The organism is Virgibacillus litoralis, assembly GCF_017873675.1.
GTDB classification, from domain to species: Bacteria; Bacillota; Bacilli; order Bacillales; family Amphibacillaceae; genus Lentibacillus; species Lentibacillus litoralis.
Map to the genome: position 1 here is coordinate 55183 of NZ_JAGGKK010000018.1, position 20716 is coordinate 75898.

23 protein-coding genes and 1 riboswitch are annotated in these 20716 nt (G+C 37.5%); of the genes, 9 read left to right on the plus strand and 14 right to left on the minus strand.

Annotation, left to right across the window (positions count from 1 at the left end; all coding sequences use genetic code 11):
• Positions 1–100: 100 nt before the first annotated feature.
• Both gcvH and J2Z82_RS15045 read right to left on the minus strand, forming a co-directional pair.
• On the minus strand, positions 101–484 hold the full coding sequence (gene gcvH, locus J2Z82_RS15040) for a glycine cleavage system protein GcvH (RefSeq protein ID WP_092492088.1): 384 nt from the start codon (positions 482–484) through the stop codon (positions 101–103).
• 75 nt (positions 485–559) lie between these two features.
• Positions 560–916, minus strand: coding sequence for an arsenate reductase family protein (locus tag J2Z82_RS15045; protein ID WP_209481576.1), 357 nt, complete (start codon positions 914–916; stop codon positions 560–562).
• Positions 917–1221: 305 nt separating this feature from the next.
• Between J2Z82_RS15045 and J2Z82_RS15050 the strand changes: the two genes are divergently transcribed.
• On the plus strand, positions 1222–1629 hold the full coding sequence (locus J2Z82_RS15050) for a VanZ family protein (RefSeq protein WP_209481577.1): 408 nt from the start codon (positions 1222–1224) through the stop codon (positions 1627–1629).
• 412 nt (positions 1630–2041) lie between these two features.
• Here the strand turns inward: J2Z82_RS15050 and J2Z82_RS15055 are convergent, their stop codons facing one another.
• The 3 genes from J2Z82_RS15055 to J2Z82_RS15065 form a co-directional block, all read right to left on the minus strand.
• Complete coding sequence (locus J2Z82_RS15055; RefSeq protein WP_209481578.1) at positions 2042–3826, minus strand: acyl-CoA dehydrogenase family protein; 1785 nt, start codon at positions 3824–3826, stop codon at positions 2042–2044.
• 170 nt (positions 3827–3996) lie between these two features.
• The gene (locus tag J2Z82_RS15060; protein ID WP_209481579.1) at positions 3997–5172 is read right to left on the minus strand and encodes an acetyl-CoA C-acetyltransferase; all 1176 of its coding nucleotides are present in this window, start codon (positions 5170–5172) and stop codon (positions 3997–3999) included.
• A 223-nt stretch (positions 5173–5395) separates the two neighbouring features.
• Entirely contained in the window at positions 5396–7795 is a 2400-nt protein-coding gene (locus J2Z82_RS15065) for a 3-hydroxyacyl-CoA dehydrogenase/enoyl-CoA hydratase family protein (RefSeq protein WP_209481580.1), read from the minus strand.
• A 213-nt stretch (positions 7796–8008) separates the two neighbouring features.
• Between J2Z82_RS15065 and J2Z82_RS15070 the strand changes: the two genes are divergently transcribed.
• Complete coding sequence (locus J2Z82_RS15070) at positions 8009–8863, plus strand: YitT family protein (protein ID WP_209481581.1); 855 nt, start codon at positions 8009–8011, stop codon at positions 8861–8863.
• 56 nt (positions 8864–8919) lie between these two features.
• On the opposite strand, the gene J2Z82_RS15075 is transcribed toward J2Z82_RS15070, so the two are convergent.
• Both J2Z82_RS15075 and copZ read right to left on the minus strand, forming a co-directional pair.
• The gene (locus J2Z82_RS15075; protein WP_342453653.1) at positions 8920–9837 is read right to left on the minus strand and encodes a proline dehydrogenase family protein; all 918 of its coding nucleotides are present in this window, start codon (positions 9835–9837) and stop codon (positions 8920–8922) included.
• Between the two features lie 248 nt (positions 9838–10085).
• Positions 10086–10292, minus strand: a complete 207-nt coding sequence (gene copZ / locus J2Z82_RS15080; protein WP_209481582.1) for a copper chaperone CopZ — start codon at positions 10290–10292, stop codon at positions 10086–10088.
• 213 nt (positions 10293–10505) lie between these two features.
• Here copZ and J2Z82_RS15085 point away from each other — a divergent pair, with 213 nt between their 5' ends.
• Genes J2Z82_RS15085 through crcB (J2Z82_RS15110) form a run of 6 tightly spaced genes read left to right on the plus strand, consistent with a single transcriptional unit; the run spans position 10506 to position 14189 of the window.
• On the plus strand, positions 10506–11426 hold the full coding sequence (locus J2Z82_RS15085; RefSeq protein ID WP_209481583.1) for a metal ABC transporter solute-binding protein, Zn/Mn family: 921 nt from the start codon (positions 10506–10508) through the stop codon (positions 11424–11426).
• Between the two features lie 12 nt (positions 11427–11438).
• The gene (locus J2Z82_RS15090; protein WP_209481584.1) at positions 11439–12194 is read left to right on the plus strand and encodes a metal ABC transporter ATP-binding protein; all 756 of its coding nucleotides are present in this window, start codon (positions 11439–11441) and stop codon (positions 12192–12194) included.
• A gap of 17 nt (positions 12195–12211) precedes the next feature.
• Positions 12212–13066, plus strand: a complete 855-nt coding sequence (locus J2Z82_RS15095; RefSeq protein WP_209481585.1) for a metal ABC transporter permease — start codon at positions 12212–12214, stop codon at positions 13064–13066.
• Positions 13063–13476, plus strand: coding sequence for a Fur family transcriptional regulator (locus tag J2Z82_RS15100; RefSeq protein ID WP_209481586.1), 414 nt, complete (start codon positions 13063–13065; stop codon positions 13474–13476). Before J2Z82_RS15095 ends, J2Z82_RS15100 begins: the two co-directional genes overlap by 4 nt.
• 3 nt (positions 13477–13479) lie before the next feature.
• Positions 13480–13857: a fluoride efflux transporter CrcB gene (crcB, locus tag J2Z82_RS15105; protein WP_209481587.1), complete on the plus strand. Its 378-nt coding sequence runs from the start codon at positions 13480–13482 to the stop codon at positions 13855–13857.
• Positions 13854–14189, plus strand: coding sequence for a fluoride efflux transporter CrcB (crcB, locus tag J2Z82_RS15110; protein ID WP_209481588.1), 336 nt, complete (start codon positions 13854–13856; stop codon positions 14187–14189). The genes crcB (J2Z82_RS15105) and crcB (J2Z82_RS15110) overlap by 4 nt, the downstream gene beginning before the upstream one ends.
• 124 nt (positions 14190–14313) lie before the next feature.
• Here crcB (J2Z82_RS15110) and J2Z82_RS15115 read toward each other — a convergent pair whose 3' ends face one another.
• The 5 genes from J2Z82_RS15115 to J2Z82_RS15135 form a co-directional block, all read right to left on the minus strand.
• Positions 14314–14583 carry a hypothetical protein gene (locus J2Z82_RS15115; protein WP_209481589.1) on the minus strand — a complete coding sequence of 90 codons (270 nt, stop codon included), beginning with the start codon at positions 14581–14583 and terminating at the stop codon, positions 14314–14316.
• Positions 14576–15379 carry a VLRF1 family aeRF1-type release factor gene (locus tag J2Z82_RS15120; protein WP_209481590.1) on the minus strand — a complete coding sequence of 268 codons (804 nt, stop codon included), beginning with the start codon at positions 15377–15379 and terminating at the stop codon, positions 14576–14578. The genes J2Z82_RS15115 and J2Z82_RS15120 overlap by 8 nt, the downstream gene beginning before the upstream one ends.
• Before the next feature lie 66 nt (positions 15380–15445).
• Positions 15446–15760, minus strand: coding sequence for a DMT family transporter (locus J2Z82_RS15125; RefSeq protein WP_209481591.1), 315 nt, complete (start codon positions 15758–15760; stop codon positions 15446–15448).
• Positions 15760–16095: a DMT family transporter gene (locus J2Z82_RS15130; protein WP_209481592.1), complete on the minus strand. Its 336-nt coding sequence runs from the start codon at positions 16093–16095 to the stop codon at positions 15760–15762. Before J2Z82_RS15130 ends, J2Z82_RS15125 begins: the two co-directional genes overlap by 1 nt.
• A gap of 54 nt (positions 16096–16149) precedes the next feature.
• Positions 16150–16238, minus strand: a riboswitch (guanidine-I (ykkC/yxkD leader).
• Positions 16239–16287: 49 nt separating this feature from the next.
• Positions 16288–17571, minus strand: a complete 1284-nt coding sequence (locus tag J2Z82_RS15135) for a hemolysin family protein (protein ID WP_209481593.1) — start codon at positions 17569–17571, stop codon at positions 16288–16290.
• Positions 17572–17667: 96 nt separating this feature from the next.
• Here J2Z82_RS15135 and J2Z82_RS15140 point away from each other — a divergent pair, with 96 nt between their 5' ends.
• Positions 17668–18237 carry a YitT family protein gene (locus J2Z82_RS15140; protein ID WP_209481594.1) on the plus strand — a complete coding sequence of 190 codons (570 nt, stop codon included), beginning with the start codon at positions 17668–17670 and terminating at the stop codon, positions 18235–18237.
• A gap of 38 nt (positions 18238–18275) precedes the next feature.
• Here the strand turns inward: J2Z82_RS15140 and J2Z82_RS15145 are convergent, their stop codons facing one another.
• Both J2Z82_RS15145 and J2Z82_RS15150 read right to left on the minus strand, forming a co-directional pair.
• A complete protein-coding gene (locus J2Z82_RS15145; protein WP_209481595.1) occupies positions 18276–19784 on the minus strand; it encodes a BCCT family transporter in 1509 nt (502 codons plus the stop codon).
• A gap of 237 nt (positions 19785–20021) precedes the next feature.
• A complete protein-coding gene (locus J2Z82_RS15150) occupies positions 20022–20612 on the minus strand; it encodes a nitroreductase family protein (protein ID WP_209481596.1) in 591 nt (196 codons plus the stop codon).
• Positions 20613–20716: the final 104 nt, after the last annotated feature.

Genomic DNA, 20716 nt, shown 5'->3' on the forward strand with positions numbered 1-20716 from the left:
TAAAATCACATACACTAAAATTTCGTTGTGAATTACATTATAGCAATAAAAAAGACCGACTTCACAAGATTACAGTGTGCAGTCAGCCTTATTAATAGGATTAATCTTCCTCGATTATTTCCTGATATTGCTCAGCAGATAGTAAATTATTTAGTTCTGAATCGTCAGATGGTTCCAAAACTACCATCCATGCTTTTTCATATGGTGATTCATTAACAAATTCAGGACTATCCTCTAATTCTTCATTGATTTCTACAACTTTTCCGCTGATTGGGGCGTACAATTCGGAAACCGTTTTAACAGATTCAACGCTGCCGAATGGTTCATCTACTTCAACCTCTTCACCTACTTCGGGAAGTTCAACAAATACAATATCCCCTAATTCGGATTGTGCAAATTCTGTAATACCAATACGTACATTTCCATCTTCTTCTTTTACCCATTCGTGTTCTTCTGAATATAATAAATCTTTAGGTAAGCTCATCTAAATCCCTCCGTTAATTAATTGCAATATTACTATACTAGGTATATGGACTTTTTTCTAGCATTTTTACTTCTATTATAGCCAATTTTCATTGAAGGTTTCTTCCTTGAATCCAACAGTTGCTTTTTTTCCGTCTGTTGTAAGTGGCCGCTTAATTAGCATACCATCAGATGCCAAAATATCAGCCATTTCTTCAGTAGTCGCATCTTTAATTTTATCCTTAATATTTAATTCACGGTATTTCTTGCCGCTCGTATTAAAAAACTTTTTAGGTGGTAATCCACTTTTTGCAATTAGGCTCTTAAGCTGATCACTCGATGGTGGAGCGTTCACAATATGTATGCTAGTATAGTCGATTTGATGATCGTCTAACCATTTCTTCGCCTTTTTACAAGTGCCGCAATTTGGATACCAGTAAAACGATAATCCCATTTCACCCCTCCTAACAATTTCAGATGTTGTTTTTATTATAGCAAAAATAATGAAGATCGGTCGATGGAATTGTGAACTTTCAAAGACTTCCTGCAAAAGATTTATATGTTCACCTCTTGTGCTATAATACAGGCAGATTAGTTAATAGGTGGGAATGATTGATGCATTATATAAACGCTTTACCGGTATACTTTATCCTCCTGTCCCTTGTCATTTTCATATCTATAAGGTTCATAGTTTTAAAGAAAACTGGCCAAAAAATTATCTTATTACAGGAATTCATCTACAGTTTGTGGATTATTTATATGGAAAGTTTACTTTATCTGACAGTATTTCCTTCCACAGATGCCACTCGAAGCGATTGGGTAGGCATAAATCTAATACCATTTAACACAATCGAAAATTACTTATTTTTATTCTCCCAAGGTGGGATATCCGTCGCTTCTGTTAATCTATTAGGAAATACTGCTGTATTTGTTCCAATGGGAATATTACTTGTATTAATAAATAGCAAGATCAGTTTTAAAAAGATGTTTCTAATAGGTATTGGAACATCATTTGTTATTGAATTAACGCAACTTGTTCTTTCTTCACTCAATGTCCTTTCAAGAAGTTTTGACGTTGATGATGTTATATTAAACACAACCGGCGTTATTATAGGGTTCGCAATAATGAAAATTGGAATGTTTTTTATTAAAAAGAAAAAGTTATAATTGCATTTGTTAGTTTTTAGGATGAAGTGAGAAAATCGAAGCAAACGATATGCATATCAAGTACGCAGCTCGAGGAGAATTGCCAGATGCTCTAAGGTGCGGAGCGCTGCCTAACCACTCATTGTATATCAACAGCAACAATCTCTTGAAAACTGCCAAATGGAAAACCACCCCCCACTCTAAAGTGGAGGGTGGTTATTTTATTGTCTAGCGTACTATAAAATTTAAATGCTGTGGATAACTGGACTTCCGAATCTGCCACGTCCAGCTCCAGCGCCTAGCGCCTAGTGGACTTCCCTCCCCGTGTCTACGATAAGTCAACATCGAATCGCTTACGCTCTTCGTGTATCCTTTATCTCACACGGGTCAGTCCAGTCCATACGGCGCTGAACAGGCGCTTGCGCTTTAGTTCTTAGACTAGATATTTTTCTTCCTCAATTATCTTAGCAGCAATTTCGCGTTTTTTCCCAATCACATCTGTTGGCGTGTGACGAGTCAGCTTACGTAATGATGAAAGCATCATACGGAGAGTATCGCCTGATTCAACTGCAATTAGAGTTTCTTTTGCATCTGCCTCAATGCGATTAAATGCTTCTTGCACATATACTTGTGTATAAAGAAGTTTTTGTTTATTCTTTTCTTCTCCAGACTTAGTAACTGCTTTTTCTGTACGAAGAATTGCAGATTCCATGTTATAGACTTCAGCTGTCATATCAGCAAGATTTACAAGGATCTCCTGTTCATTTTCAAGCTTTTTCCCATATTTCTGTGCTGCTAGACCAGCACCAAGCAATACCATTTTCTTCGCATTTTTCAATAGATATTTTTCCTGTTCTAATGTTTCATCGCCCACTTCCTCAGGCATCATCATCATTAGTTCTTCCTGAAGACTCTGTGCTTGTTGAAGTAATGGCAGTTCACCTTTCATTGCTTTTTTCAGCAATGTTCCAGGAACGATTAATCGGTTAATTTCATTTGTTCCTTCAAAAATACGGTTAATTCGTGAGTCACGATATGCACGCGCAACTTCATATTCTTCCATAAAGCCATACCCACCGTGCAGCTGAACAGCTTCATCTGTTACATAATCAAGACATTCGGTTGCAGTGTATTTATTCATGGAGCACTCGATTTGATATTCTGCAATTGCCTTAGCAACTTCACGGCCATCTTTTAATTCCTCATCGGACAAAGCACCCATACGTTGTTCAAACAATCCTACTGTACGATATACAGCACTTTCGTTCGCATAGGTTCTTGTTGCCATTGTTGCTAATTTTTCCTGTGTTAGGCTGAAACTTGAAATTGGCGTATTAAATTGCTTACGTTCATTCACATATTTTGTTGCCACTTCAAGTGCACGTTTTGATCCACCTACACCGCCAATTGCCAGCTTATAACGGCCAACGTTAAGGATGTTAAATGCAATAACATGACCACGGCCTTTTTCACCTAATAGATTTTCAACTGGTACTTCTGCATCTTCCAGAATTAATGTACGAGTTGACGAGCTCTTAATACCCATTTTCTTTTCTTCCGGTCCTGTTGAGACACCAGGGAATTCACGCTCAACAATAAACGCTGAGAAATGTTCGCCGTCAATTTTTGCATAAACAATAAAAACATCCGCAAATGCTGAGTTAGTGATCCACTGTTTCTCACCATTTAAAATAAAGTGTGTACCTGCGTCGTTTAATTTTGCGGTTGTTTTTGCTCCCATTGCATCTGACCCTGAGCTTGGTTCGGTTAATGCATATGCAGCCAATAATTCACCTGTGGCAAGTTTTGGCAAGTATTTTTCTTTTTGCTCATCATTACCGAAGAATACAATTGGTAATGAACCGATACCAACATGAGCTCCGTGTGTTACCGAGAATCCACCAGCACGTGAAAACTTCTCCGTAATTAGTGATGAACTGATTTTATCGAGTGCAAGACCTCCATATTCCTCTGGAACATCAGAACCAAGCAATCCTAGTTCCCCAGCCTTTTTCAATAAGTCTACTGAATGTTCAAATTCATGGTTTTCCAGATTATCAATTTTTGGTACGACTTCACCTAATACAAAGTCTTCTGTTGTCTTTGCAATCATTTTATGTTCTTCAGTAAAATCTTCTGGTGTGATGACATCTTCACCTGTTAAATCTTCTGTTAAAAATGCTCCACCTTTAAAAATTTTCTCTTTTGTTTCGCTCATTTAAATCGTTCCTTTCCATTATTGGATGGGCGCCATAATTTTGGCGCCCTTATTTCTTTCTTCCAGTTGATGAACTTGTGAACTTCAGCACTTGTGAGTTGTGAACTTCGAGCAAGTTAGTTGTGTACTTCGGCGAATCTGCAGTAAACTACGGCATTTGGCACTCAACTTTATAAGAGTTCAAACACTCCAGCAGCACCCATGCCGCCACCGATACACATTGTCACGACTCCATATTGTACGTTACGGCGTTTCATTTCATGAATAAGGCTTAACGTTAATTTTGTACCTGTCATACCAAGTGGGTGACCAAGTGCAATCGCACCACCGTTTACATTAACAATGTTCGGGTCTAGATCAAGTGCCTGGATTACTCGAACAGATTGTGATGCGAATGCTTCGTTTAACTCGAATAATCCGATATCAGATAGTTCTAGTCCAGCTATTTTCAATGCTTTTGGTACTGCTTCAACAGGACCAACACCCATAATTTCCGGTTCTACTCCGGCTACCGCGAATGAACGGAACTTAGCTAGCGGCTTAAGCCCTTCTGAATCTGCTTTATCACGGTCCATTAAAAGTACGGAACCAGCCCCATCACTCATTTGCGAAGAGTTACCCGCTGTAACAGAACCTGTTACGTTAAACGCTGGGCGAAGTTTTCCCAATACTTCCTTCGTTGTTCCTGGACGTACGCCCTCATCCATTTCAAACATAAATTTCTTTTCTTCTATTTTATTTTTCTCGCCAACAACTCGATTTGTCACTTCTACCGGGACAATTTCATCCTTAAATTTACCTTCTTGTATTGCCTTACCAGCTCGTTCATGACTTTGTACAGCAAAGGCATCCTGGTCTTCACGGGAAATACCAAAGCGATTTGCTACTTCTTCTGCTGTGTGACCCATTCCCATATAATATCCTGGTGCATCCTGGACAAGCTTTGTATTTGGCTTAATAACATGACCACCCATTGGAATCAGGCTCATTGATTCTGCACCACCAGCAATGATAGAGTCACTTGCACCAACCATAATACGTTCTGCTGCATATGCAATACTTTGTAAACCTGATGAACAATAGCGGTTGATTGTAATTCCTGGCACATCATTTCTTAGTCCTGCCAAACCGGCGATGTTACGTGCCATGTTCATACCCTGTTCTGCTTCTGGCATTGCACATCCAATAATCACATCATCAATATTTCCGTCGTAATTTCCTGCACGCTTCAATGTTTCTTTTATTGTTAATGCTGCTAAATCATCTGGCCTTGAATTTGCTAGTGATCCTTTATTTGCTCTTCCTACAGGGGTTCTTGCACCTGCAACAATTACTGCTTCCTTCACATTTCTTCCCCCTCTTCTTATTGTCTAACTCCGGCGTCCAACGGCTAGTGGACTTCCTTTACCTACGTACGATAAGTCAACATCGGCTCGCTGGGTAAAGGATGGCCGACTAATTACGGCCTTTGCGGCCAACGTCGGCATACCCCTGTTGCAGGGGCAGGTTTCCTTTATCTCCTACGACTCAGTCCAGACCATACGCCGCTAACCGTACGCCTCCGCTTTTCTAGTTACGTAGTGGTTTTCCTTTTAATAACATGTGTTGCATACGCTGTTGCGTTTTTGGTTCAGCAATTAAACTTAAGAAAGCTTCACGCTCTAAATCGAGCATTACCTGTTCGTCAATTAATGTTCCTTCTTTAATACGTCCACCTGATAAAACGTAGGCAAGTTTTTCAGCAATTTTCACATCATGATCTGATGCATATCCGCCAAACCGAAGTGTCTTCGCACCTAACAGCATTGCCGCATATCCAGCTTCGCCTACTACAGGGATCTTTTCGCGTTTCGGTGCTTGATAGCCAGCACTAGCTAGCGCCAATACTTTTTCCTTTGCATCATGTAACAAGTGATCCGGATTTACACTAATAGCATCGTTACTATTCAAAAATCCATTTTCACGAGCTTCAGCGGCTGAGGTTGATACTTTTGCCATCGCTACTTTTTCAAAAACATCGTTTGCTACTTTTGTCAGGTCTAAATCTACGCCCTGTGGCAAATTACGAAGTTCTTTTAGATAAAGTTCTTTCGTTCCGCCGCCACCTGGGATTAATCCGACACCAAACTCAACAAGACCCATATAGGTTTCAGGAGATGCCTGGATAGAAGCTGCTGGCAATGAAACTTCAGCACCTCCGCCAAGTGCCATATTGAATGGTGCAGTTACAACTGGCTTCTCTGAATACTTAATATTCATCGCCATCTTTTGGAATTGACTGACAACCATATCCAATTCAAAGAAATTATCATCTTGTGCTTCCATTAGCATCATACCAAGGTTCGCACCAACACAGAAGTTCTTACCTTGATTTCCGATTACTAGTCCTTTATAATTTCTTCCTACTTCTTCAATTGCAAAGTTTACCATTTGGATGATATCAAGACCGATTGCATTACTTTGTGAATGGAACTCCAGTCCTGCAACACCATCACCTAAATCTATTAAACTTGCTCCCGTATTCTTTTTGATGACCCCATTAACATCTTTTAAACGCTTTAAATTAATTTCTTTTTCATTAAAGCTCTGTTGCTTGTATTCACCTTTATCATAGTAATATACATTGCCATTTTCGGTTTTATAAAAGGTCTCGTTTCCATTTTCCAGTAGCTCAAGCACCCATTCAGGTACTGTTTCACCTTCTTCCTGCATCCGTTCAACAGATTTACGCAAACCAATTGCATCCCATGTTTCAAAAGGACCAATTTCCCAGCCGAATCCCCATTTCATTGCCTGGTCAATGGATACGATATCATCAGCAATTTCACCTGTAAGCTGTGCAGAATAAATTAAAACTGGCTTCATTATTGACCATACCAAGTCACTTGCTCTGTCGCCTTTAGCTGATACAAGCGCTTTCAATTTACGACGGGATCCTTTTTCCTGCTTAGCCATTTCCGTAGCAGCAGTTTTTAGTTTTTTACGATCCTCATATTCTAGTGTTTCCGGATTCAATTCATAGATTGTACTTCCGTCTTTCCCTTTTTTCTTAAGGAAAAACCCTTGACCACTCTTGGCACCAAGCCAGCCGTTATCCTGCATTTTCAAAATAAAATCAGGAACATCGAATACTTCTTTTTCTGCACCTTCAACCTGATCGTAAACATTTTTAGCAACGTGAATAAATGTATCTAAACCGACAACATCCAAGGTACGGAATGTAGCACTTTTTGGACGTCCAATCATTGGCCCGGTAACAGAATCTACTTCACCAACACTGTACCCGCCTTTTAACATTTCCTGTACCGTCACAAGCAATCCATATGTACCGATACGATTGGCAATGAAGTTTGGTGTGTCTTTTGCTTCAACTACACCTTTGCCCAGCACATTTTCGCCAAACGTTTTCATAAATTTCAGTACTTCTGGATCTGTATATTTTGTTGGAATAACTTCAAGCAATTTCAAATAGCGTGGCGGATTGAAAAAGTGTGTCCCGAGAAAATGCTTTTGAAAGTCCTCTGAGCAATCCGCAGCCATATCCTCTACCGAAATCCCTGAAGTATTGGAAGTAATAATGCTTCCCTCTTTACGATATTTATCAACATTTGCGAATACTTTCTTTTTAATATCCAGGTTCTCTACAACAACCTCAATAACCCAATCAACTTCTCCTAGTTTTTCCATATCATCATCCATATTACCAACTTCAATTAAGTCAAGACTTTTTGTTGAGGTAATTGGTGATGGATTTTGCTTACGCAAGGCTTTTTTGCTTTGTGCAGCAATACGATTTCGTACAGCGCGATCCTCTAGTGTTAAGCCCTTCTTTTCTTCATCTTTTGTTAACTCTTTTGGTGCAATATCGAGCATAATTGTCGGTATTCCTACGTTGGCCAAGTGGGCAGCAATTCCAGACCCCATAACACCTGAGCCTAACACTGCAGCACGCTTGATTGTTTGCTTCATGTTTTGTCCCCCTATCTTCATTTGAATGAATACTCATTCATTTTTAACTGTAAAAATAAAAGATAGTCACCTATCCATCTGTTTATTAGTATAAATTATATTCTGATATTTCGCAATAAAAAAAGAGTATAATTTTTTCTATTTGGGCTTTAATGACCAGGGAAACTGCGTTAAACTATTATAGGCTTCATATACAGAAAGGACTTGACAGTTATGAACAAAAAACTTGTAACCGAATACTTACAAATTATTATTGGTGCATCACTTGTCGCGCTTTCATATAATATATTCCTATTACCTTCAAAACTTGCAGCTGGTGGTATTTCCGGGATAAGCACAATTCTTTTTGAACTATACGAATTAAGTCCTGCATTCACGCAATTTTTAATTAATCTTCCCATTTTTATAATCGGCTGGCTTGCATTGGGTAAAGATTTTAGCTGGAAGACATTATTAGGAACATTTTGGGTCCCACTAGTTATTTTTCTAAGTGCAGATTTCCCCTACACAGTAACCAATCCGCTTTTAGGTGCAATCTATGGTGGTATTGTCTTAGGCGCTGGACTTGGCACCGTTTATAAAGGAAATGGATCAACTGGCGGTACCGCCGCAATTGCTCAAGTTGTAAAGAAATTTACTGGACTATCAAGTGGTTACTCTCAGTTAATTGTAGACGGTTTTGTAGTTGTTTCTTCTATTATCGTATTTAATCTTGAACTTACATTATTTGCTTTAATGTGTATTTATGTAACAAGTAAAACAATTGATATCGTTCAATTACGTACATCAGCATCCAAATTAATTCTGATTATCACTGAAGATGAAGACAAAATTCAAGATCTTATTGGAAAGCGGATAGATCGCGGGTTAACTAAAGTCCGAACTATAGGTGGCTATTCAAATGAAAATAAAACAATGATTCTTTGTGTAACTGAACAACAGGAAGCAGTTCAACTGAAGAAAACATTGCAAAAAGAAGAGCCAACATCCTTTGTCATATTCCTTGATGCGTCAGAGGTACTGGGACGAGGATTCTCGCTGGATAAATATTATGGGCAGAAGTTTTAGTAATGGCAAAGCAAATCCCCCGTATCCAATTTGATACGAGGGATTTAACTGAACTATTATTTTTTAAAGATTCCCTTTAGGACAAACATAACGTTAGCCGGACGTTCTGCCAGACGACGCATGTTGTAACCGTACCAGTCATTACCATACGGTACATAAACACGCATTTTATATCCTTCTTTTCTCAGCCTGTTCTGTAATTCAATCCGAATACCAAATAACATTTGAAATTCAAATTGATCACGAGGAATATTATGTTCTTTTTCCAGTTCTTTTACATAATCTATAATTGCATCATCATGTGTTCCAACAGCAGTATAATTACCATTTAATAAATTCATTTTAATTAGTTTTTTATAATTCTCATCAACGTCTTTCTTATCAGGGAAAGCGACTTCAGGTGACTCTTTGTATGCCCCTTTCACAATACGAAGATACGGATCATAATCGTTAAGATCCTGTAAATCCTCTTCTGTGCGATATAAGTACGCCTGTAAAACAGTACCAACATTTTCATACTCACTTCGCAATTCTTTGAAGATATCCAATGTTTTGCCACAGCGTTCGTAGTCTTCCATATCAATCGTCACAGTTACATTATGCTGCTTACCTGCATCAAGAATTTTTCGCAAACTATCCATTACTAATTCTTCCGATATATCAAGTCCCAGTGATGTCAGTTTTAGAGACAACTCAGAATCCAAACCTTTATCTGCTATCTTCTTAATTGCATTAATACACTCATCAGCAGATTCTTTAGCCTCTTGCTCATTATCGACAAACTCTCCGAGATGATCAATCGTAACGACAAATCCATCATTATTTATTTCCTTGATTTTTCTTGCTGCATGTTCTATATCAACACCTGCAACAAAACGGGATGCACCAAATTTGAACCCGTACTTTTTCGCCAATTTTGTAAGCGTTTTATTTTTTGATAAAAATAAGAAGAAGTTACGCATAAGTTGTTCCACGCTGATTACCCCCAACTAAAAAAATTTTCTATATTACATATTCTGTGCACAATTAATATCATATCATGTATTTCTTGAAAAGAGTATCATTTTTTACGTTTTATGAGTGATTTCAGCCTTTTTTGGCGAAATTAATCGATTTATGTCTTTTCTTCTCGCTTTTATGGATAGTAAATCCAGTTTCCGCTATATTATAAGCAATTATATAAGAAAAGCTGAATTCCATTTAAAGGAAAACAGCCCATAGCTCATGCTACCACATCATAGCCTTGTTCTTCTATTGCTTCTCGCATAACTGCTACGTTCATTTTTGCATCATCGTAAGTTACGTCGACTTTCCCAGATCCAAGGTTAACGTCCACACCAGTAATACCATCTAATTCTTTTAAAGCACTTTTTACTGAGCTTTCACAGTGTCCACACGTCATTCCTTTTACATCAAACGTAGTCTGCATATAAATAACCTCCTAATTATTGAGCAAATTAAAATAGTATCCATAAATGAAAATTTAGCATAGGATTATTGTCCTATATAGATATAATAACTTGTATTTTCTTTTCTTACAATTAATTAATGCTCTCATGACTAATCGAAATCATTCCTATTTACAAATCGTAATCATTACGATAATATAATATAACAAACTAAAATTGAGAGGATTAAACTCATGAGAAGAACACATTACGCATTCATCTTAATTACTATTATAGGAATCATTGCATCAGGATGCTCATCCTCCTCTGATTCTAAAAATAACAATGATTTAACACTATACACATCAATTTATCCAATACAGTATGCCGCCGAAAGAATTGGCAGTGAATCGGTAAATATAAAATCGGTTTACCCTCCAGGTGTTGATGCGCACACATATGAACCTACCTCCAAAGAAATGACGACTATAGCAGACGGAGATGCATTCATTTACCTCGGTGCAGGGATGGAAGGATTTGCTGAAACTGCTGCAGCTGCACTCGATTCCCAGGATATTAAATTGATTGAAATAGGATCACAAGAAGAATTATTTCATCAAGATGTAAATAATAACACTGAACATGACCACAGCGATCGTAATCCTCACATTTGGTTAGATCCAAAGCGTATGCTTAAAATGTCCAGTTATATTAAAGGCAAGCTTATCGAAATGGATCCTGAAAATAAACAGGCATATACAAAAAACTTTAACGATCTAAAAAAAGATCTATTAGCATTAGATAAACGTTTTGAAGAAACACTACAACCAAAAGCCAAAAAGGAAATCCTCGTATCACACGCAGCATACGGATATTGGGAAGAGCGTTATGACATCGAGCAAATTGCTATAAGTGGGTTGTCATCTAGCGACGAACCATCACAAAAAGAATTAACCGAAATTATTGACCTGGCAGAAGAGAAAAAGTTAAATTATGTTATTTTTGAACAAAGTGGCTCTGATAAAGTTTCCAAAATTATTCAGGATCAAATAGGTGCAGAAGCATTGTACATCCATAACCTTTCTGTATTAAACGAAGAGGATATTGAAAATGGAGCAGATTATCTATCCTTAATGAACAAAAACCTTGAAGTACTTGATAAAGCTACAAATTAGGAGGATTCCCCTATGAATGAACCAATCATTTCTATGAAAAATATTGAATATGCATATGAAAATAAAAGTGTCCTGAGTAATATAAACTTTGAAATTCCGCAAGGCTCTTTTATGGGGTTAGTAGGACCAAATGGCGGGGGAAAAACTACGTTAATTAAGCTCATTCTTGGACTACTAAAACCGGATAGTGGCTCCATTGACCTTTTCGGCCAGCCGGTTGATAAGTTTAAAGCATGGGATAAAATTGGCTTTGTATCTCAAAAATCCAATTCATTCAACAAGGGGTTTCCAGCAACTGTTTTTGAAGTTGTCTCAATGGGACTGACTGCAAAAGTCGGTTATTTGAAGTTTTTCACTTCAAAACATAAAAAGAAAATCTTGCATACCATTGACCAAGTGGGTATGGGGGAATACGCTTATGAGAATATAGGTAATCTCTCAGGTGGTCAGCAACAGCGCATCTTTATTGCCCGATCATTAGTTAGTGACCCGGAGTTACTCATTCTTGACGAACCTACTGTTGGTGTCGATTATGAAAATGTGCAGCGTTTTTACGAGCTATTGCATCAGTTAAATAACGAACAGAACATTACATTACTCCTTGTCACGCATGACACTGGAACAATGACTGAGCATGCGACAGATATTGTTTGCTTGAATAAAACACTGCATTTTCATGGAAATCCTAAGGAATATTTATCGTTATCAGAAAAAGATTTATCACAATTTTACGGTCACCCTGTAAATATCGTTACACATGACCATTAGCGTTGGGAGAATAGATTATGCTAGCAGATTTTATACAATATGATTTTTTACGTAACACATTTTTAACCGGACTGCTTATTGGGATCATCGCACCACTGCTTGGGACTTTCATTGTAGTCCGTCGTCTTTCCCTTATCGCTGATGCGTTATCACATGTAACTCTAGCCGGGATTGCATTTGGACTATTGATAGAAAAAAAGTTCGCAGCTGGTCTCATCACCCCTCTATACAGTGGGATGGCATTTTCCGTACTTGGTTCAATTTTTATTGAAAAGCTACGAGGCGTGTATCAAGCATATCAAGAACTGGCAATTCCAATTATTCTATCTGGTGGTGTCGGACTAAGTGTTATATTTATTTCACTTGCAGATGGTTTTAATACAGAGCTTTTCAATTATTTATTTGGGTCTGTATCTGCAGTAAGTCAAAATGATTTTTATTCTATCCTGGCAATTTCGATTGTTATCATTCTAGTGATTCGGTTATTTTATAAAGAACTTGTCACCCTATCATTTGATGAAGAACATGCAATCGTTTCAGGTATTCACTCCAAACGAATTCATTTACTTTTTATTGTATTAACTGCATTAGTAATCGCTGCATCGATACGTATTGTTGGGGTTTTACTCGTATCAGCATTAATGACATTGCCTGTTGCAGCAAGCATGCGAATTGCTCGTGGTTTTAAACAAATGATTATATTTTCCATTGTCTTCGGTGAACTAGCTGTTATCATAGGTTTAATATCCGGCTATTATTTCAGTATTCCGCCAGGGGGTACAATTGTCCTTGTGTCGATTGTTATTTTACTGCTTTCAATTGGATTGAAACGCTTTAACTATACTCCTAAAAAAGAGAGGGAAGTCAAATGAAGTTACAGGAAGCACTTGAAAAACTAAAAAGCCAAGGCTATAAAACTACTGCAAAACGTAATGACATCTTAGCTTATTTTGATGAAGCTGATGGTTATCGTACTGCAAAAGATTTGCTTCAGCATATGGAACCCACATATAAAGGAATAAGCTTTGACACCCTTTACCGTAACTTGCATTTATTTGACGAGGTCGGCATTCTGGAAACTACTGAACTGAATGGGGAAAAACATTTCAGAATTACATGTACCCATCATCACCACCACCACTTTATATGTAAAGATTGCGGCAAAACAAAAGAAATCGATGTATGTCCAATGAATGAGGTACAGAATTCACTTGGAAACTATGCAATCGAGGGACATAAGTTTGAGATTTATGGTTTATGTCCGGTGTGTCAGGACGCCTAATTGATGAAGATCTATTTAGCTGTCGGTATCGGTGGTATGGTCGGCGCCTCAGGGAGATATGGGATATCTATTTTATTTTGGACAAATACAAGTTTCCCCTACGCTACTTTAATTGCTAATTTGCTTGGATGTTTTCTGCTCAGTTTCTTACTTCATCATGATTCCATTAAACGAAAGTTGAGTCCAGAAGTGTTTGCAGCACTTGGGACCGGAATGATTGGTTCGTTTACTACCTTTTCAACTTTCGCAGTCGAAACAGTTGAGCTGTTTGATAGTAGCATCCTTTTAGCTGGTAGCTATATCGTACTTAGTGTTATTGGCGGGCTTCTATTTTGTTATCTTGGGTTCAAGATGGCATTTAAAAAGCGGGTGACAGCATGAATATTATCCTTGTTGCACTCGGCGGTTTTCTTGGAAGCATAGCCCGTTATTATATTTCATTAAAAGCAAATAAACGCCTGATTGGAACTTGGACTGCTAACATAACTGGTTCCATTCTTCTGGCATTACTTTTTCGATATTACTTGGATAATAGCATTTCAGAATGGCTATGGGTGTTTTTAGGAGTTGGCTTTTGCGGGGCGTACACCACATTCTCTACGTTTGGAAATGAAACAATAAAGCTCATATTAGAGAAAAGATATTGGCTGGCAATAGCGTATGTACTTAGCTCACTTACAGTATCGGTATTGTTTGTTTATTTGTTAATCTAACACATATTTAGGAAACTATTAAAAAAGCTGTACCACGCTAAATATGTGGTACAGCTTTTTTATATATGAACGCGATTTTAGCCCTGAATAATCAGGAAATTAGGTAGTTACGATTGATTTCGGATTAACTGTTGATGTTCGCGCTCTTCTGCCGTTGTTCCGCGCTCTTCTGTTGATATTCGCGCTGTTCTGTCGATGTTTCCATTCTTCTGTTGATGTTCACGCTGTTCTGTCGATGTTTACATTCTTCTGTTGATGTTCGCGCTCTTCTGCCGATGTTACCCATTCTTCTGTCGATATTCGCGCTCTTCTGTTGATATTCACGCTCTTCTGTCGATGTTACCACCCAGCCAAACTCACTCTGTAATTTTGCTCTACTATCATACTCAGCCAAATACTTCTTCCAGAACCTTTTCTTCATCATGGTCAAGCATATTTTTATGAATAACTTGATCGGCTGATTTGTTCATCTGGTCTTCCAGTTCGTGTGATGCGTCAGATTCACCTACTACATAAATTTTCTCCCATTTACGGTCTTTGGCTTTCTTGTCTAATTTTGGTGCAATACTTTTATACCAACGTTGTTTATTTGCTTCATATCGATCCTTGAAATTATCTTGCTGCAGACTTTTACCACCAGATCCCATGGACGCATCTGCTTTATGTGGACCTGAAAATTGACGCCAATCATCTGTATTAATATCAAGTTCGTAGTAGATTGTATCCTCTATTTCATTAAGGTGCGTTTCCATTACTTTTATTTGATCTTGCTGTACAAGGATAATTCCGGATTTCGGAAAGTTATCCTTTAGTGCTTTAAGTTGATCAACTTTCGCTGTTTCTTCCCAGAAAAATTCTGTTTTTAATCGCATTTGAACTCGAGCTGCATACCAGACATCTTCATCAGCAGTTGCAAATAGTACAATGCCCTTTCGAAAATGCTGTTCATTAGCATGCACGTACTTTTCAACCTTTTGTTTTATCAGTTGAAAATTCTTAAGTTCTTCCTTGTTATCATCTTCTTCCAAATAGCTTTCAAAATTCCGCAGCCCATTTTTCAGATGTATCTTCCACTCTCCTGCCTGTTGCTCCGGGTCTGAAGGGTCAGTATTAAGGTACATGGAAAACACTTTGTTCGCACCGTCTTTTCTAACATTCTCCAGTTGTTTAATTTGCTCATTTAGATTCATTAGATATCGGCACTCCTTTCAATTCCTTAATTAACGTGTTTCCGATATCTGCCAAAGTTAAACATACTATGAAGTCAGCTTCAATCCAACTGCCGCCGAAAGAACCATGCTTATAAATAAAAGCCGGCGCCAATCTCTAGATTCGCCATATACAATCATTCCGATTAAAGCACTTCCAACCGTCCCGATTCCGGTCCAAATTGCATATGCAGTACTCATTGGAATAGAATCCATTGCAATTGTCAAAAAGATAAAGCTTGTCACAAATCCACCAAACAACCACCCAAATGAAGAAGCACTCTTCTTTTTATTCACCTTATTAATACCCATAACTCCTGCCACTTCACCGAATCCAGCAATTATTAAAAAAATCCAACTCATTATGAACGCTCTCCTTCTTGCTCAGTGGTAATTGTTTTAAGTCCGATAACACCAGTTAGTAACAGCAGAATCAATATGATTTTAACTAAATTAAATGACTCACCAAACAACACAATTTCTAAAATAACTGTCCCTGCAGTACCCATTCCAGTGAAAACTGCATATGAAGTACCTACCGAAAGCTTTCTCGAAGCAATAATTAATAAATGCATACTCAAATAAATGGCAAATGCAGTCAGCAGCCATGTTCCCACACTCGACGCATGCTTTAAGCCAATCACCCATCCTATCTCAAAGAGTCCAGCCAATAATACAATATTCCAGCTTCGTTTCATTTTACTCAACGCCTCCAATTAAAAAAGCCCAGGAAAATATCCATCGATAAGATATCCTCCCGGGCTTTTATCCCTCCGTGTACACGTTCGTGCGTTTTCTCTCGGACCAGTCCAATTGTTGCGGAACCCTAGAAAACTTTTATTAGTAAGTATTATAACAAGTTATTACCTAATGATAAATAAATACGTAAGCTAATACTTTATTATTTTAACTTTTTTAATCTGATAACCATCAATTTCCTCAACAATAAATTGATACCCTTCATCTTCAACAACTGTTCCTTTTTCAGCATCTACGTTATGAGTTATAATCCAGCCACCAATTGTGTCAACCTCATCGTCCTCCAGTTCTGTTCCAAAATACGTATTAATTTCATCCAACAGAACTTTTCCTGCAACAATTGCTGTATCATCACTTATTCTTTCAATCATTGGTTTTTCGTTCACATCAAACTCATCACGAATTTCACCGACGATTTCTTCAAGTATATCCTCAACTGTTACAAGTCCAGCTGTCCCTCCATATTCATCAATTACAATCGCCATATGAATACGTTCTTTTTGCATTTTAACCAATACTTGTTTAATTGGCGTGATTTCAGATACATGAATTATAGGCCGAACGAACTTTTCAATTGAGTCATAACTCTGATTTATATGACCAGTAAAAATCTCCTTCAAGTTTACCAGGCCGACAATGTGATCCTTGTCTCCATCCGCAACTGGATATCTCGTGAATTGCCCCTCCTGTATTACCTTAATATTTTCATCAAAACTATCCTCTTTAAAGAAACAAATCATTTCGGTACGGGGGATCATAATTTCTTTAGCAACACGTTCATCAAATTCAAAAATATTATTCACATACCTCATTTCTGATTGATTAATTTCACCACTCTTATAGCTTTCGGACAAAATTAATCGTAACTCTTCCTCAGAATGAGCAACCTCTTGTTCATTCATTGATTTAAAGCCAATCATTTTTGTAAGATACCTTGCTGCGCCATTTAATAGCCAAATAAATGGATACATAATTTTATAAAAGAAAATAAGTGGCCTTGCTAAGGATAATGTCACAGCCTCGGCTTTTTGTATAGCGATAGTCTTAGGTGCCAATTCTCCAACAACTACATGTAAAAAAGTGATGATAAAAAAGGCAATTGCAATTGATACACCATGTGAAACCGCCGCATTTATTTCAAATTCGTCTAAAATCGGCTGCAACAGACTAGCTACAGCAGGTTCACCAAGCCAACCTATACCTAACGCTGTAACAGTTATCCCTAATTGACATGCTGATAAATAGGCATCCAGATTATTAATCAGTTTCCTTGCATGTACTGCATTCTTATTTCCTTCTTCAATAAGGTGATCAATACGTGTTGTCCGAACTTTTACAATAGCAAATTCTGTTGCTACGAAAAACGCAGTCATCATTATTAAAATAGCTACTAATAATAAATTTACAATTGTCATTGAGAATCCCCTCACGATTTAGGATAAATTACTCTATTACTACATATCTTTTCATAAGGATAAATTATGGACAAGATATGTGGTGAAATTTTGAATATGTTTAAAAAAATAATATCTATTTTAGTTGGAAGTGTTTTCATAGCAATCGGTATTAATTATTTTGCTATTCCCCATCATTTAGTAGACGGTGGGATTATTGGGTTAGGGCTTATTGCTAAATATACCTTTGGGTTTAAACCAGGACTTACAATCATTGTTTTAAGTCTGCCATTATATATTTATGCATGGTTTCATTTCCGATCCTATTTCTATAATGGATTACATGGTTTATTGGTAACCTCGCTTCTTATCGATTATTTTCATCCATTATCATCATGGGATACAGCACCAATACTAATTAGTGCAATTACTGGTGGATTTATGATTGGTACTGGTATCGGAATAATGTTATTAACCAAAACCAGTACTGGAGGTGTTGACCTTTTAGCATTAATGATTGCTAAATCTACCACACTTAACGTAGGGATCATTATCTTTATTATTGATTCCATCGTTATACTGTTTGGCTGGACAATCATTCAGGAAACAACTATTATTTTTTCAAGTTTAATGGTAATCATGATTGGATTAACAACATTTACGATTACAAAGTATTATGCTGAATAAAGATTAGTAGCTAAAAGAAATCTTTTAGCTACTTGTTTCTATTTATCGTTTTCTTTAGGTAACGGTTCCTTCTTAATCATTTTTATAAAGGATACAACAATTATCAGCAATATAATTGTGAATGGCAGTGCGGATACCAGCGATGCAGTCTGTAAAGCATCCAATCCACCTCCACCTGCAAGTAAAAGCACAACCGCTATGGCAGTTATTAGTACTCCCCAGATCACTTTTACTGTTAATGCAGGGTTCAAGCTGCCTTTCGATGTCATACTACCAAGAATATAAGTTGCTGAGTCTGCTGATGTAACTAGGAACGTAAAGATTAGAAATATTGATAGCAATGATAATACGGTCGCAAATGGTAAATCACCAAAAGATTCAAATAATGCCACAGCTAAATCAGCATCTACAGCTTCAGCTATTTTGGTGCCATTAAATAAATCACTGTGGATTGCGGTACCTCCAAGAGCTGCTATCCATAGACAAGCAATTAACGGCGGAACTACTAATACTCCGAATACAAATTCACGAATTGTTCTGCCTTTCGAGACTCGTGCAACGAATGCACCGACAAATGGTGACCATGCCGTTGACCATGCCCAATAAAAAATCGTCCAATCACGTATCCAGGTTTCACCTGAATATGGTGTTAATCGTAAACTATATTGGACAAAACTTGTAATGTAATCACCTAAACCTAATACAAATGTATTTAAGATGAAAACTGTCGGTCCAACAGCAAATACAAATGCTAATAATACTAAACATAAAGCCAAATTTAAATTACTCAGCCATTTTATCCCCTTATTTAACCCAGTACTGGACGAAATTAAGTATGTTACAAGCATGACTCCAGCAATAGCCATTTGAACCCATATTGAATTTGGGACATCAAATACACTCTTCAAACCACCATTCATCTGCATTATACCGAGCCCAAGAGATGTCGCTACACCCATAACCGTTGCAATAACTGCTAACGAATCGATGGTACCGCTTAGCCCTTTATTCTTACCAACAACCGGTTGAATTGCAGTAGAAATCAGACCTTTCTTTTCCTTCTTAAACTGCAAAAATGCAATTACCAAACCTACTATAGCGAAAACGGACCATTGACTAACTCCCCAGTGGAAAAAGGCGTAACCCATTGCAACTCTAGCAGCTTCCTCCGATTGAGCTTGAAGCTCTGGAAAAGGGGTGGAAAAAAAGTGGCTCATTGGCTCAGCTACGCCCCAAAATACAAGACCTGCACCGAATCCTGCTGAAAACAGCATCCCAATCCAGGTGAAAAATGGATATTCAGGACGAGAATCCTGAGTACCAAGGCGAACTCTCCCATATTTACTGAGTGAAAGTCCAACTAAAAATATTACAAAGATAAATACAGCCAATGAATAAAACCATCCAAAATTGATGGTCGTAAAGTTAAAAAGTTTACCTGCTACTTCTCCAAACTTAACTGGCATTGTAGCACCCAAAATCACTAATAGTGTTACGATAATTGCTGAAACGAAAAATACAGGATTTTTATATGTATGTTTTTCCATAATTGTTCCTTTCTCACGAAGTATTTTGTTAACATTGGGTTGATAATAAATAAGAGAGGATATCAATTGTAATTTAACCTGAAAAGGATAACTCTAAACACCTTATTTTAAATACAGCAACTCCTTTTTAAGATAATAACATTTTTTACAAGCGTAATGGAAGTTTAGAAAACTTCCCATTTCATAACTGTTCATACGTAAAAATGGCCTCCGCATATTGGAGACCATCTTTGTGTGTTATAACTTTTCTGCAAAAATTCCCTCCGAAATGAATGCATCAACCTCATTACGGTCGGAAGGTTTTTCTCGTTCCTGGAATTGTTGCTGCAAGTCTTCTTTTTCACCCTGATAACCAACTGCAACAATAGCATGAACCTTATAATTTTCTGGTATATTTAATACTTCTTTCGCTTTTGATTTATCAAATCCACCCATAGCATGTGTTGCCAAGCCATTTCGAGCTGCTTCTAAGGCTAGATATCCCCATGCAGCACCAGTGTCAAAAGCATGTGAAGGATTTTCCCCTCCCATAAATTCTGCATCGGTTTTGGAAACGATAGCTATCAATACCGGTACATTTTCACACCATGCTACATTGCCATCATAGATAAACGAATGAAATCTTTCCCGATCTGCTTCTGTATTTGCTACTACAAACCGCCATGGTTGAACATTTGCTGCTGATGGTGCCCATCGTGCTGCTTCAAAGACTGTTTGCAATACTTCTTTTGGCACTTCCTTATTTAAAAATGACCTTGGTGACCACCTCTTGATGAAAATGGGGTCTATATCGTGGGATGCTTTCCGAAACTCTTTTAATTCATACATTGGTATGTGTGCCTCCTCTGTTCTATATCTGTTGTTAATGTAATAGTTCCGAAAACCATTATACAATCCATACTTACTTTTTGTAACTAATATGCTCGCATTCT

Coding starts and splice junctions, on each gene's coding strand:
- gcvH (WP_092492088.1), bottom strand. CDS start 484: ATGAGCTTACCTAAAGATTTATTATATTCAGAAGAACACGAATGGGTA.
- J2Z82_RS15045 (WP_209481576.1), bottom strand. CDS start 916: ATGGGATTATCGTTTTACTGGTATCCAAATTGCGGCACTTGTAAAAAG.
- J2Z82_RS15050 (WP_209481577.1), top strand. CDS start 1,222: ATGGAAAGTTTACTTTATCTGACAGTATTTCCTTCCACAGATGCCACT.
- J2Z82_RS15055 (WP_209481578.1), bottom strand. CDS start 3,826: ATGAGCGAAACAAAAGAGAAAATTTTTAAAGGTGGAGCATTTTTAACA.
- J2Z82_RS15065 (WP_209481580.1), bottom strand. CDS start 7,795: ATGAAGCAAACAATCAAGCGTGCTGCAGTGTTAGGCTCAGGTGTTATG.
- J2Z82_RS15070 (WP_209481581.1), top strand. CDS start 8,009: ATGAACAAAAAACTTGTAACCGAATACTTACAAATTATTATTGGTGCA.
- copZ (WP_209481582.1), bottom strand. CDS start 10,292: ATGCAGACTACGTTTGATGTAAAAGGAATGACGTGTGGACACTGTGAA.
- J2Z82_RS15085 (WP_209481583.1), top strand. CDS start 10,506: ATGAGAAGAACACATTACGCATTCATCTTAATTACTATTATAGGAATC.
- J2Z82_RS15090 (WP_209481584.1), top strand. CDS start 11,439: ATGAATGAACCAATCATTTCTATGAAAAATATTGAATATGCATATGAA.
- J2Z82_RS15095 (WP_209481585.1), top strand. CDS start 12,212: ATGCTAGCAGATTTTATACAATATGATTTTTTACGTAACACATTTTTA.
- J2Z82_RS15100 (WP_209481586.1), top strand. CDS start 13,063: ATGAAGTTACAGGAAGCACTTGAAAAACTAAAAAGCCAAGGCTATAAA.
- crcB (WP_209481587.1), top strand. CDS start 13,480: ATGAAGATCTATTTAGCTGTCGGTATCGGTGGTATGGTCGGCGCCTCA.
- crcB (WP_209481588.1), top strand. CDS start 13,854: ATGAATATTATCCTTGTTGCACTCGGCGGTTTTCTTGGAAGCATAGCC.
- J2Z82_RS15120 (WP_209481590.1), bottom strand. CDS start 15,379: ATGAATCTAAATGAGCAAATTAAACAACTGGAGAATGTTAGAAAAGAC.
- J2Z82_RS15125 (WP_209481591.1), bottom strand. CDS start 15,760: ATGAGTTGGATTTTTTTAATAATTGCTGGATTCGGTGAAGTGGCAGGA.
- J2Z82_RS15130 (WP_209481592.1), bottom strand. CDS start 16,095: ATGAAACGAAGCTGGAATATTGTATTATTGGCTGGACTCTTTGAGATA.
- J2Z82_RS15135 (WP_209481593.1), bottom strand. CDS start 17,571: ATGACAATTGTAAATTTATTATTAGTAGCTATTTTAATAATGATGACT.
- J2Z82_RS15140 (WP_209481594.1), top strand. CDS start 17,668: ATGTTTAAAAAAATAATATCTATTTTAGTTGGAAGTGTTTTCATAGCA.
- J2Z82_RS15145 (WP_209481595.1), bottom strand. CDS start 19,784: ATGGAAAAACATACATATAAAAATCCTGTATTTTTCGTTTCAGCAATT.
- J2Z82_RS15150 (WP_209481596.1), bottom strand. CDS start 20,612: ATGTATGAATTAAAAGAGTTTCGGAAAGCATCCCACGATATAGACCCC.